The organism is Anaerococcus sp. NML200537 (assembly GCF_026131715.1).
In the GTDB taxonomy this organism is placed as follows: Bacteria; Bacillota; Clostridia; order Tissierellales; family Peptoniphilaceae; genus Anaerococcus; species Anaerococcus kampingae.
Map to the genome: position 1 here is coordinate 1 of NZ_JAMXSL010000008.1, position 12,860 is coordinate 12,860.

11 protein-coding genes, 1 tRNA gene and 1 rRNA gene are annotated in these 12,860 nt (G+C 34.9%); all 13 read left to right on the forward strand.

The features are described from left to right. Positions 1–10 precede the first annotated feature (10 nt). The 13 genes from rrf to NH288_RS03390 all read left to right on the forward strand — a co-directional run bounded on the left by rrf (position 11) and on the right by NH288_RS03390 (position 12,845). Positions 11–127, forward strand: a 5S ribosomal RNA gene (gene rrf, locus NH288_RS03330). A gap of 1,015 nt (positions 128–1,142) precedes the next feature. Further along, positions 1,143–1,676 (forward strand): hypothetical protein, encoded by a 534-nt coding sequence (locus tag NH288_RS03335; protein ID WP_106461199.1) that lies wholly within the window; start codon positions 1,143–1,145, stop codon positions 1,674–1,676. A gap of 186 nt (positions 1,677–1,862) precedes the next feature. Continuing rightward, positions 1,863–2,804: a metal ABC transporter substrate-binding protein gene (locus NH288_RS03340; RefSeq protein ID WP_106461198.1), complete on the forward strand. Its 942-nt coding sequence runs from the start codon at positions 1,863–1,865 to the stop codon at positions 2,802–2,804. Beyond that, entirely contained in the window at positions 2,797–3,459 is a 663-nt protein-coding gene (locus NH288_RS03345; protein ID WP_265213061.1) for a metal ABC transporter ATP-binding protein, read from the forward strand. Before NH288_RS03340 ends, NH288_RS03345 begins: the two co-directional genes overlap by 8 nt. Before the next feature lie 6 nt (positions 3,460–3,465). After that, positions 3,466–4,260 carry a metal ABC transporter permease gene (locus NH288_RS03350; protein ID WP_265213062.1) on the forward strand — a complete coding sequence of 265 codons (795 nt, stop codon included), beginning with the start codon at positions 3,466–3,468 and terminating at the stop codon, positions 4,258–4,260. A 10-nt stretch (positions 4,261–4,270) separates the two neighbouring features. After that, positions 4,271–6,550, forward strand: coding sequence for a DUF5633 domain-containing protein (locus NH288_RS03355; RefSeq protein WP_265213064.1), 2,280 nt, complete (start codon positions 4,271–4,273; stop codon positions 6,548–6,550). Positions 6,551–6,663: 113 nt separating this feature from the next. Next, positions 6,664–7,380 carry a hypothetical protein gene (locus tag NH288_RS03360; RefSeq protein WP_265213066.1) on the forward strand — a complete coding sequence of 239 codons (717 nt, stop codon included), beginning with the start codon at positions 6,664–6,666 and terminating at the stop codon, positions 7,378–7,380. Positions 7,381–7,449: 69 nt separating this feature from the next. Continuing rightward, positions 7,450–7,525: transfer RNA gene (locus NH288_RS03365), tRNA-Gln, on the forward strand. A gap of 436 nt (positions 7,526–7,961) precedes the next feature. After that, the gene (locus NH288_RS03370; protein ID WP_265213068.1) at positions 7,962–10,124 is read left to right on the forward strand and encodes an alpha-galactosidase; all 2,163 of its coding nucleotides are present in this window, start codon (positions 7,962–7,964) and stop codon (positions 10,122–10,124) included. Between the two features lie 29 nt (positions 10,125–10,153). Next, on the forward strand, positions 10,154–11,068 hold the full coding sequence (locus NH288_RS03375; protein WP_265213070.1) for an N-acetylglucosamine kinase: 915 nt from the start codon (positions 10,154–10,156) through the stop codon (positions 11,066–11,068). Positions 11,069–11,510: 442 nt separating this feature from the next. Then, positions 11,511–11,963 carry an RpiB/LacA/LacB family sugar-phosphate isomerase gene (locus NH288_RS03380; RefSeq protein ID WP_265213072.1) on the forward strand — a complete coding sequence of 151 codons (453 nt, stop codon included), beginning with the start codon at positions 11,511–11,513 and terminating at the stop codon, positions 11,961–11,963. A gap of 11 nt (positions 11,964–11,974) precedes the next feature. Next, a complete protein-coding gene (gene lacB / locus NH288_RS03385; RefSeq protein WP_265213074.1) occupies positions 11,975–12,505 on the forward strand; it encodes a galactose-6-phosphate isomerase subunit LacB in 531 nt (176 codons plus the stop codon). A 31-nt stretch (positions 12,506–12,536) separates the two neighbouring features. Further along, a complete protein-coding gene (locus NH288_RS03390; protein ID WP_265213171.1) occupies positions 12,537–12,845 on the forward strand; it encodes a PTS lactose/cellobiose transporter subunit IIA in 309 nt (102 codons plus the stop codon). Positions 12,846–12,860: the final 15 nt, after the last annotated feature.

The following is a 12,860-nucleotide window of genomic DNA, read 5'->3' on the forward strand; positions in this document are numbered from 1 at the left end:
GTTCAAAAAATATGGTGATGATTGCATGAGAGATACACCTGTTCCCATACCGAACACAGAAGTTAAGCCTCATAACGCCGATGGTACTGCCTGGGCAACTGGGTGGTAGAGTAGGAAGTCGCCAAACTAACAAAGATCTACAATTGTAGGTCTTTTTTAGTGCTTCTAATAATCCTTAAACTATGAATGGGGGATGGTAGGTAGGACTGGTGCAGAGGCAAAATGGTCGAGCGAAACGAGAAATCTAGTCCGTCGCCTTTTAGAGACCCCGTCCGGCTTCTGGAGGACACTCAGAAATGAGTATTTTTTGTACAAAAAATATATAAATATCAAATTAAAATAATCCTCAAACTATGATAGTAGAAGCTAGTCACATGGGTTATAAAACTTAAATTTACATGTCCTTTATATAATTAAATCTACCTATATTGATAAAATTCGTAATATAACATTGCTTTTTTAGCTTTATATTCCAAAAAAGTCAATTTTTCTCAATGATTTTTTTAAAATTTATGTTTAGAAATAAAAAGCCGGGGTATATTATTAATAACAAGATAGATAAACTATCCTGGCTCCTCCGGTACAGGTAGTTTAAAAAAATTGAATAGGATGATTTATAATATTTTGATCTGAGACTTACTAATAGAGAAGTTTTAAATATGTGCCCTTACAGTAGTGATATATGAGTAAAGAAGAGTATGTTGAGTAAGATTTCATAGAAAAAGTGGTGGAAGATAAGTGTAAAAGTAGAGCCATCTGACATTTTTCTATTTTATATAGATAGGATTAGATAAAAATGTAAATCAATTGTTGTTTGTTAGTAGAATATTAGAAGACATGGTACAAGTAAATTTCGTTAAATCAAGAATTATAGGAAGGATGATAAAGAGTGATTGAACCTAAATCAGAATCCTGTACTGGAGGAGTTAAATAATCGACTTTGGAGTGTAAAGAAATTTCAAGGTCGATTTTTTTGTGTCTATTTTTATTTAAACTTAAATTTTTTCGTTTATTATAGTTTTAAGGATAAGTACATTTTTTAAATCATTATGAACATCTTATATTGGATGAGTAGACTTTTAATATTTTTATTTATCAAAATTTTATACTTCTTGTGTTAGACTAGATTAGTAGGAGGATTTATGAATAAAACTATTAACAAATTACAAATTATATTTTTCTGTCTACTTCTTTTAGGAGCTGTAATTTTCTTGAGCCTGAAATCTTTTGGACATTCTAGAGGATATGAGCTTGATTTAGTATTAGGTAGAAATAATCTAACTAATACTGCTAGCAATAGACAGCTTGCCTATTGGAAAATTGATGATAAAAATATGGGACCTTGGGATACCATGCGTCTTGCCAAGGATTGTGACAAGATGACGATAGATCAGATAAATAAAAAAATGGGTAAAGTTGCAAAATATTCTGAAAAGTCCAAATTATATCTTGGTGGCAGGGAATATGATGAAATTGGTGATGAAATGTTTGAAAAAAACAAGGATAAAATTAAGGATATAATTAAGATTAAAAAACTTGAACCGGGAGCTTATCTAATAAAAGAAACTGACGAGTCTTTTAAAGTTAGCAAGGCTAAGGATAAGCTTACAACGAGGATTGAGTATGTGGGCCAAGAATCTGCACGAGATGGGGTGTTAGAGTTAGAAGCTGATTAGAATAAAACATCCCCCAAAAAAAACTTATTTTTCAAAAATGAAGAGGTCGTTTTAAATGACTTCTTTTTTGTTGTGGATTATTTTTATGTTCTAAACTGGATGAAAAAATCCTCATTACTATTGCAAATGATTTGCAGTAGGTGTATGATAATTACTATCGCAAACCACTTGCATATAGGAGGATATATGAAAAAGAATTTTAAAAATTTATTTGTTATATTTCTTCTTGCCCTAGTTTGTATGACTTCTTGCGGCAAGGAAGAGAAAAATATTGAAAATACAGCTACTGAAGAGAAAAGTGCTGAAGGAAAAAAGACTATTTATGCTAGCTTTTTCCCTGTTGCTGAATTTGTAAAGATGATAGCTGGAGATAAGTTTGAGGTAAAAACTATTATTCAGACTAATGAGGAGCCTCATTCTTTTGAGCTCACTAGCCAAGCTATGAAAGACCTTGATGGAGCTGACCTTATAGCCTTCAATGGTGCCGGAATGGAATCTTTTATTGATGATTTGAAGGCAAATATTAAGGATGATGACAAGTTTTTGGACCTTTCTGCAGGTCTTAACTTGCTTGATTCATCTAAGGAAGGCTCCGATATGACTTCTATTAATCCTCACACCTGGCTTTCTATTAAAAATGCCAAGGTAATGGTAGATAATATTTATAGGAAGTTGTCAGCAATGGATCCTGATAATGAAGCCTATTATAAGGAGAATCTGGATAAGGCCCTTGCCAAGTTTGATGAACTTGATAAGAAATTTGAAGATGAGCTTTCTAAGGTTAAATCTAAAGATAAATATTTTGTAGTCTCTCATGCAGCTTTCAACTATCTAGCTGATGATTATGGCCTTAAACAAGTGGCTGTCACTGGGATTTCTCCAGAAGAAGAGCCATCAGCCAAAGACCTTAAGACCATTGCTGATTTTGTGAAGGAAAAAAATATCAAGACAATCTTTTTTGAGGGCAAGGCTACACCAAAGGTTGCAGAAACTTTAGCAAAGAATACAGGCACAAAGACGTCTACCCTCTACACCATGGAAAATCTTGACGATGATATGGTATCAAAGGGCTATGTGGGCCTTATGGAAGAAAATCTTAAGGCCTTGGTAGAATCTTTCAATGAATAGGACAATTTTAAAGGCCGAAAATCTTAGCTTTGCTTATGATAGGGACCTAATCCTAGATGATATCAATTTTGAAGTCAAAGTGGGAGATTTTTTAGCCCTTGTCGGAGCAAATGGTGTAGGAAAATCGACTCTCTTAAAGCTAATTATGGGAGAGTTAAAGGCTAAGGAAGGCCATATAGAAATATTTTCCGATGATATAAGAAAGGATGACCACTACAGGGACTTAGCTTATATTTCTCAAAATGCTGTAGCTTCTTACAGGAATTTTCCAACAACTATCGAAGAAGCCATCAAAATCCACATTTCCTACCTAAAAAAGAAAGTTGATCCCAATGAATTGATGGAAAAGTTAGGCCTTTGGGATCATAGGAAGAAGGCCCTAAGTGACCTATCAGGTGGCCAAATTCAAAGATTTGCTATAAGCCTTGCCCTGATAAAGGATGCAAGCCTAATCCTCTTAGATGAGCCTACAACAGGAATTGATGAAGAATTTGCCAATGAGTTCTTTAAGGACCTCATAAGTCTTAAGGAAAGTGGCAAGACCATTTTGATCATCACCCACCAGCTAGATATGGCAGGGGCCTATGTAGATTATGCTCTTAGGATTAAGAATGGGAAAATCGAGAGAATAAGCAAAGATGAGCTTAGTTTGTGAGGGAATATGCCAGATATATTAGAATATGAATTTATGCAAAGGGCCTTCATAGTCGGCGGACTCTTGGCCTTGATTTTGCCTTGCATGGGTCAATTGGTCCTACTTAAGAGGCTATCGATGATTGGAGATACCTTATCCCACTCATCCCTAGCAGGCCTTACCATTGGCCTTGCCTTTGGCTTTAGTCCAATACTTGCGGCAATTATTGCCTGTCTTGTGGCAGGCCTATCCATAGAACTTATTAGAAATAAATTAAAGGCCTACCAGGAAATATCAACGGTGATTATCCTTGCAGCATCAATAGGTCTTGCGGGAATATTTTCATCCATGGTCAAAAATACAAATGCCATCTCATCCTACCTATTTGGATCCATCGTGACTATTTCAGATCAGGAATTTTATTTAGTGATAGGAGTGGCTATTTTTGTAATTTTGGCCTATATAAGCTTATACAAAAGCCTTTATCTTACGATTTTTGACCCACAGGCAGCCAAAATTATGGGAATTAATGTCAAGCTAGTAAATATATTTATAACCTTTTTAACAGCCATAGCAGTATCAATATCAGCTAAGACAATAGGGTCCTTGATAGTATCATCAATCCTAGTCATACCAAGTATTAGTGCAATGCAATACACTAAGACCTACAAGGCGACCCTGTTACTATCAATAGGATTTTCCATTATTTTTGTATTTTTAGGACTAATAATATCCTATTATCTAGACTTAAAACCAGGGTCTGTAATAGTATTGATATCTGTAGTATGGCTAATTATAAGCCTTTTTATAAAGAAAAAATAAAGGAGAAACAATGAAAAATAAGAAAAATCTAGGAAGGGCAGTCCTACTTGCTTGCCTATTTGCGACAAGCCTTAGTGCCTGCTCCCTATTTAATAATAAAGAAGCAAAAACATCTGTTAACAAAGCAATAAAAACAGGTCAGAAAACAAGCTACATCGCCAAAAAATCTACCATCAAAAAGGACAAAACAACAGAAGTTTTAGTAGATGCTGAAATCAAAAAAGAAGACATAGTAAAGGTCGTAAAACATGGCGACCATTGGCATGTTTTCACCAAAGATGGTAGGGAAAAGATAACCTACACCGACCCAAGTCAGATTCAAGATACAGGTAAATTTGAAATGGTAAGCGTGGTAGGTAAAAATCAGCTGAAAAATAAAAATGTAGTAGCAATAAAAAAACACGGTGATCACTACCACGTCTACTTAGCAGATGGGACAGAATACCTAACCTACGAAAACCCATCAGCTCTTTTTCCTAATATAAAAATAGGAACCTATGTAGGCAGTCATGGATCACATAATGCAAATAAAACAAAGTCAGAAAAAGTAGCCGAAAATAAAAAAGTAAAAGAAAAATTAGAAAAAGATGATGAAAGAGTCATCAAAATTCTAAAGCACGGCGACCATTATCATATCTACACATCAAAGGGCAACGAATTTGTAACTTACGAAGACCCAAGAAGCCTATATCCAAACGCCTCCTACGGAATTTATGAAGGAAGCCACGGCGATAGAAAGGAAATGATTGCTAAAATTCTCAAAGAAGAGAAGGAAAAGCAAGCTAAATATAAAGATAAAAAGGAAGAAAAAAGACCTGAAAAACTACAAAAAGATGATAAGTTAATAAAGGTAGAAGATGAGAAAAAAACTCACAACGTAGTAAAAATCTTAAAGCACGGCGACCACTATCATATCTATACAGCTGATGGAGATGAATATATAAGCTACTCTGATCCATCAAGCCTTTATCCAGATATTCCAATAGGCACCTATGAAGGAAGCCATGGAGATAAAAAGGATAATAAAGAAAAAGATAAAAAGCCAAGCGAAGATAAAAAAGAAAATCCTAAAGAAGAGGAAAGTCAAGATAGACCAGAAAATCCAAGAAATGATGAAAAATCAAGGATAGAAAGTCTAAAAATAACCAATATCCTAGGCAAGGAAAAAGTTGACCGCTACGATATAGTAAAAATCCTAAAACACGGTGACCATTACCACATCTATGATTCAAAGGGAAGAGAAGGTGTAACCTATGAGAATCCACAAGATATCTACCCAAAGGCAAACTTTGGTCAATATGAAGGCAGCCACGAAAATCAAAAAGATGATAAAAAAGATTTTACCTGGCCAGAAGGCATCACAAAAATAATCGACCATGGTGATCATTGGCACCTCTACAAAGGGGATCAAGAAGTAGGAGTAGTAACAGAAAATCCTAAGAGTCATTATCCAGATGCTGAATATATCAATGATTCAAAAGACTATTCCCATGTAGAAGTAAATGATGGAGACCTATTTAGCTATGACAGCATCAAAGGTAAAAAAGTAGCAGGTATAGAAAGAGTATTTGACGATAGGTTTAAACTAATGGAAAGCTACGGACAAATAACCGATGGCAAGGCGGCATTTGGACCAGGTGGCCAATACAAGGGTGGAGATGTATTCTACTGGCTTCACGGAGATCATTATCATTACCTAAGCATAAAAGACCTAGTAAAAATGGAAAAAGCTGGAGAATTAGGCGATTTCACAGCCAAAGACATAGTAGCAACCCTAAAATATAAGATGGAAAATCCAGATGTAGAAATAGGTAAAGACTATGATGATGAAAAATCAGAAATCCTAAGATATAATATAAAACAATTCTTAGAAAAAGCATACCCAGAAGCTTCTGTAAATAATATAGAACTAAACTTCTATGTATACGGAACAGAAGACTTAGTCTTCCATATAAGTGACTTTGAAGAAGTAGACGGAAAAATAGTCTACAAAAATGGTAAACTACCAGAAATGAAAAAAGAAGAAGCTGAAGAAGAAAATTCAGACGAAAAAATTGAAGAAAGTCCTAAAAATAAGGAAGAAAAGGAAACAAAGCCTAAAATAGAAAAGAAAGAGATAGACCCAGAGGAGAAAAAGGAAAATCTAGAAAAAGCCCAAGATGGCTATGAAACTAGAGAAGAAGCAGAAAAGGCCGCACAAAAAGCCCTAGAAAGCGACTTTGCAAACAACGCCTACGATCTAATTCAAGGCTCAAATGGCAGATGGTTCTATAACTTAAAAGTAAATTAAAAGCAAGAAAGCACTTAGGATATATAAGCTAAGTGCTTTTTAGATAGCAGATTTAGAAAAAAATCGTATTTTAAAGTATAATTTTAGCTAAAGAAAATACTGGAGTTTAGCAAATGGATATTAATTTTAAGAAGCAAATACTGAATGATTTTTCAATAAGTCCTGAGGGATTTAAGGATAAAAATAATGTTTTCATGGCAAACAAGGCAGATGAAAGTTTTCTTTTCTATAACAAGGCTCCCTTTACTGCGATTTGTACAGGAGGAAAGGTCTTAATGAGATCAGAAAATCCTGATTTAATAAATAAACTTAAGAGAAAATTTAAAAAACATCCAGGAGCTTGGTTTGCCGAAGCAGACAATATTAGGGTTTTGGATAAAATTTTGAAAGAATTTGGAATAGAAATAGACAATTTTTTCCCTCTGATGACTTTTTCTGATAGATATGTAGAGGTTAAAGACTTCGAATTCACAAGGATAGAAAAAGAAGATATAAAAAACTTTAAAGGAAAGACAAAAATGGCCTTTGCTTTTGATGAAGATGATAGACTAGGTCTTAGTTTTTATGATGGCAAAGATCTCATAGCCCTAGCAGGAGCCTCAGTTGCTGGCAAATACCTTTGGGATATAGGCCTTGAGAAATTTTCTAAAGCTCCTAAATACCAAGGTCTAGGTGCATCCATCTTAAGGAGCCTATCCTTAATAATAAAACAAGAATATGAAGATATAAGCCCAATTACTGCCACACAATTTTCTCACACCAAGTCCATCAATACATCAATAAGAGCTGGATACGAGATAAATCTTTGTATCACTGGCAAGCAAAAATAGACACATATTTACTGGTATTTGGCGTTGACAAAATTTTTGAAAGAGGTAATTTATAATAGTAAATATTTTTGGAATGTAGCCAAGTTGGTAAGGCACCAGATTCTGACTCTGGAGAGCACAGGTTCGAGTCCTGTCATTCCAGCCAAAAATTACAGAATGGAACGAAAACTCGTCTGCTACGCAGACTCTTTCGTGCTACCGCACTATGTTTTCGGCGTAAATAGCCGAAATCAACGGCTATTTACGATAGCCAAGTTGGTAAGGCACCAGATTCTGACTCTGGAGAGCATAGGTTCGAGTCCTATTATCCCAGCCACTTAGATTTCTCTTTTTAGGGAAGTCTTTTTTTGTGTCTATTTTAAGAAATTTTATTCTGAACTTAGCATATATTTAAATGCGAGGGATACTTTGTAGTTATTAAGAGATATAAATAAGATATATTTATTAATCCATATTGACAAAATCGTTTTCACTAGGTATACTAAAACCTACATAAGCGAAAAAATCTAAACAATAAGGCACAATTGTTTTTTTAGTGCGCATAAATATTTTTGGGTGATTATTATGAAGGAGGGGAATTTATGAGTATTTCTTACAATGAAGAGAAGAGGATATTTAGTCTTCATACAAAAAACACTAGCTACCAGATGATGGTTGATGAGTTTGGGTATTTGTTTCACCTATATTATGGGCCTTTGAATCATGGAGATATGGATTATTCTATTGGAAAGGTTTATATTCCGTTTTTGGGAAATCCTAATGAGGTTAACACCGATAGGTCTTATTCTTTGGATGCTTTGCCACAGGAGTTTCCTACTTTAGGAACTGGGGATTTTAGAAATTATGCCTTGAATATTGAAAATAGTGATTCCTCCCAGTCTTGTAGGCTATTATTTGATGATTATAAGATTAGTAAGGGCAAATATGAATTGTCTAAGCTTCCTCATATATGGGCGACAGATGATGAGGCAGAAAGCCTTGAAATAATACTAAAAGATCCAGTAAGCGATATAGAAGTTAGTCTTCTATATGGGATCATTCATGATAAAGATGCTATAACAAGAAGTGTTATCATAAGAAATAGAGGCAATAATCCTGTAAAAATCAAGAAAGTCATGACTGCCTGCTTGGATTTCCTATCGGGGGATTTTGATGTGATTAATTTTTATGGCAAGCATGCTATGGAAAGAAATTTTGAGAGGGTAAGTCTTGACCATGGTACTTATTCATTTTCCAGCAGAAGAGGTGCTTCTAGCCACCAGTACAATCCTGGGGTAATTTTGGCTGATAAGGATGCAAAAGAAGATTTTGGCAATTGTTACGGTATGCTTTTTGTTTATAGTGGCAATTTCTTATGTCAAGCTGAAAAAGATCAGATCAATCAAACAAGGCTTCTGATGGGCCTTAATGACGAATTGTTTGATTATCCCTTGGACCCAGGCGAAGAATTTGTGGTTCCAGAAGTTATTATGTCATTTTCATCTGAAGGATTATCTAAGCTATCTAACAACTACCATAAATTGTTATTAAATAACTTGTGTAAATCTAAGCTTGTTAAAGAAACGAAACCGGTGCTAGTAAATTCTTGGGAAGCAGCGTATTTTGATTTTAATGCAGATACTCTTGTAAATCTTGCCAAAGAAGCAGCCGACCTTGGTATAGATATGGTTGTTATGGATGATGGCTGGTTTGGAAATAGAGATGATGATAATAGCTCGCTTGGAGATTGGTTTGTCAATGAAGAAAAATTGGGCTGTGCTCTAAATGAGCTTGTAAAAAGGGTAAATGATCTGGGGGTTAAGTTTGGCATTTGGATTGAACCTGAAATGATTAGTGAGGTAAGCAAGCTTTATGAAAAACACCCTGATTGGGCTATCAAAATTAATGGAAGAGACCCTATACGTTCTAGAAATCAACTTGTTTTAGACTTTTCGAGGAAGGAAATTAGAGATTATATTTTTGAGAAAATATGCAAGGTGATAGATCAGGCTAATATAGAATATATCAAATGGGATATGAATAGGTCTTTAGATGATGTTTATAGTGGGACTTTGACCTATGATTATGTATTAGGTTTGTATGAATTTTATGAAAGATTGATTGAGAGGTATCCAAACATACTCATAGAAGGATGTAGCGGTGGCGGAGGTAGGTTTGATGCTGGAATAATGTATTATTCTCCTCAAATCTGGACTAGCGATAATACCGATGCCATAAACAGAACAAAAATTCAGTATGGGTCATCTTTCTTTTATCCAATAGCCTTTACAGGATCTCATGTTTCTGCAGTTCCAAACCACCAAACAGGAAGAACTACCAGCCTTAAAACTAGAGGTATTGTTGCAATGGCAGGAACTTTCGGATATGAAATGGACCTATCAAAGCTAGATGATTCTGAAAAACAAATTGTAAAAGAACAAGTAAAGACTTACAAAAAATACGAAAATTTAATTCGCTTTGGAGATTATTACAGGTTATCAAATCCTTTTGAAGATGAAAATGCTGCTTGGATGTTTGTTTCAGAGGATAGGTGTGATGTACTGGTTAATCTTGTAAGGACCTATATTGAAGCCAATATGCCAGTGGGTTTTGTTAAGCTTAAGGGTCTTGATAAGGAGGCTTTCTATATTGATGAGGAAAGTAAAATGATATATTCGGCAGTTGCCCTAATGGAAGTGGGCCTTGCCTTGCCAGTTGCTAAGTCAGAATATGAGGCTTATCAATTTAAGCTTAAGAAATTATAGAATTATAAAAATCAACAAAAGGAGGAGTTATGACTAGAGAGATATTTTTAGGAGTAGATGGGGGAGGAACAAAAACAGCCTTTATCCTATCAAAAGAAGGAGAAGAATTCTACCACAAGGAAAAAACAATCCACCTAAGCCAAGTATCAAGAGAAGAGTTCAAAAAAAGAATCGAAAATGCTATAGCTAACTTGACCAAAGAAGCAAATATAAGCAAAGAAGACATAGCCTATACCTTTGTATCTGTACCAGGCTATGGCCAATATCCTGATGATGAGGCCTTCATAGACGAAAGCTTAAGAGAACTTCTAGGATCTGATAATTTTAAGGTAGGTAACGACTGTCTAAATGCCTGGGCAGGATCCCTAAATGCCAAACCAGGCATCAACCTAATCTTAGGTACAGGATCAATAGGTTTCGGCCTAGATGACAAGGGAGAAAGCAAGAGATGTGGCGGTTGGGGCCCACTCATAGGAGATGAATCAAGTGGTTATTATATTGGAAAGAGATTAGTCAATTATTTTACCAAACAAAGTGACGGTAGAATCCCCAAAACATTACTCTATGATGAAATTAAAAAAGAGCTAAATATAGATGATGACTTTGAAATAATCCCCCTAACAGATGGCATGACAAGAGATGAGCTAGCAAGAATTGGTAAGATATTTTCAAAGCTAATAGAAAATGAGGATGAGTGCGCCCTAGAACTATTAGATAAAGTTGCCTATGAAGCAGCCCTTACAATCAATACCCTAGGCAAAAAATTAAGTTTTGACGGGGAAATATTAGCGTCTTATTCTGGTGGAGTTTTTAACCTTGGAAAGGCATTAACAGATGCTATAGAAAAATACCTAGATGAAAATATCAAATTAGTAGCACCATACGCAGACCCAACTATGGGAGCTTTAATATTAGCTAAAAAATATTGGGAAGAAAACAAATAAAACATTGAAGACTTTTTGTATAATTTAATTTTATACGAAAAGTCTTTTTTGAAAACATATATTAATATAAGAAAGCTTAATTAAACTATGTTTTATAACAAAACAAACATAAACGAAAATCAAAAAAACAATTTACAAAGTTAAAAATAGAGTATTAGGAGGGAAAATATTTTTATAAAGCTTATGTTCTGAAAAACTTGGTTAAAATCAGGGTTTAAGGCCCCTTAATACTTTTGTAGAAATGATTATATATAGGCAATTATAAAAAATATTAAAAATTCTCAAGAAAACGCTTGACAAAGAAATCAATTTCTTGTATACTGAAATCGAACAAAAACGAAAAAAAGAAAACACTATCAAACAAAAACTTCAAACTCATTAAATTAGGAACTGACATGAAATAATTTTAGATTATCATGCGGAAATATAAAAAGGAGGCAGTATGAAGGTATTTCTAGCATCCGACATGGATGGAAAAGGGCTAAAGGATGCCCTAGTTGCAGAAGTTAAAAGACTTGGCTATGACTACGAAGATCTCACCCAAGAAGGTTTTGACCTAGTAGATAGCTCAGAGGCAGTATGTAAGAAGCTACTAGAAGTAGATGGCATGCTTACATCAGGATCAGATGACCAATCAGTAGGAGTAGTAATTGACAAGTACGGTGCAGGTTCTTACATGGCTTGCTCAAAACACAAGGGAATGATAGCAGCAGAAGTAAGCGAAGAAAGATCAGCCCTTATGACAAAAAGACACAACGGAGCAAGAATCTTAGTTATGGGTTCAGCCATAGTAGGAGAAGAACTTGCTAAATCATGTTTAAGATCATTCTTATCACACGGTTATGACGGTGGCCGTCACCAAATAAGAATAGATATGCTAAACAAAATGCTTTAAGGAGGTCTAAAATGAAAATAGCTTTAGGATGCGATCATATAGTAACAAGCCTTAAGATGCAAGTATCAGATCATCTAAAGAGCCTTGGACATGAGGTTTACGATGTAGGATGCTACGATAACACCAGAACCCACTACCCAATCTACGGCAAAAAAGTTGGAGAGCTAGTAGGAAGCGGCAAATGCGACCTAGGAGTAGTCCTTTGTGGTACAGGCGTAGGCATCACAACAGCAGTAAACAAGGCTTTCGGTACAAGATGTGCCCTAGTAAGAGATGTAGAAACAGCAAGAGCCGCAAAAAGAGAACTAAATGCCAATGTAATAGGCTTTGGCGGAATGATAGTCGGCAAAGACTTAGCTTTAGAAATAGTAGATGGATTCTTAAACACAGAATATGAAGCAAGTCCAGAAAGAGAAAAAATAATCGAAAAGATTATGGCTATCGAAGAAAATTACAAGGCAGATAGAGAAAAACAAGTAGCTAACGATGGATTCTTTACAGAATTCTTAGAAAAATGGGACAGAGGGGAATATCACGATTAATAAGGAGATTAAAATGACAAGCGAAAAGAATTTGACAAGACAAGATATTGGCATGATAGGCTTTGAAATTGTAGCCTACTCAGGAGATGCTAGAAGCTCACTATTAGAAGCAATCAAATGTGCTAAAAAAGGTGAATTTGATAAAATTGACGGCCTTGTAAGGGATGCTCAAGAAAACTTAAATATAGCCCACGCTAAGCAAACAGAAATGCTAGCTCTTGATGCCCAAGGCAAGGAACTTGAAATCGGTTTCATCATGATTCATGCTCAAGACCACTTAATGACAAGTATCTTATTAAAAGATATAGTATATGATTTATGTGAAATATATAAAAAATAAATTCTAGGAGATACT

Bases quoted from the DNA above. Each gene is read 5' to 3' on its own strand.
- NH288_RS03335 (WP_106461199.1), top strand. From the start codon at position 1,143: ATGAATAAAACTATTAACAAATTACAAATTATATTTTTCTGTCTACTT.
- NH288_RS03340 (WP_106461198.1), top strand. From the start codon at position 1,863: ATGAAAAAGAATTTTAAAAATTTATTTGTTATATTTCTTCTTGCCCTA.
- NH288_RS03345 (WP_265213061.1), top strand. From the start codon at position 2,797: ATGAATAGGACAATTTTAAAGGCCGAAAATCTTAGCTTTGCTTATGAT.
- NH288_RS03350 (WP_265213062.1), top strand. From the start codon at position 3,466: ATGCCAGATATATTAGAATATGAATTTATGCAAAGGGCCTTCATAGTC.
- NH288_RS03355 (WP_265213064.1), top strand. From the start codon at position 4,271: ATGAAAAATAAGAAAAATCTAGGAAGGGCAGTCCTACTTGCTTGCCTA.
- NH288_RS03360 (WP_265213066.1), top strand. From the start codon at position 6,664: ATGGATATTAATTTTAAGAAGCAAATACTGAATGATTTTTCAATAAGT.
- NH288_RS03370 (WP_265213068.1), top strand. From the start codon at position 7,962: ATGAGTATTTCTTACAATGAAGAGAAGAGGATATTTAGTCTTCATACA.
- NH288_RS03375 (WP_265213070.1), top strand. From the start codon at position 10,154: ATGACTAGAGAGATATTTTTAGGAGTAGATGGGGGAGGAACAAAAACA.
- NH288_RS03380 (WP_265213072.1), top strand. From the start codon at position 11,511: ATGAAGGTATTTCTAGCATCCGACATGGATGGAAAAGGGCTAAAGGAT.
- lacB (WP_265213074.1), top strand. From the start codon at position 11,975: ATGAAAATAGCTTTAGGATGCGATCATATAGTAACAAGCCTTAAGATG.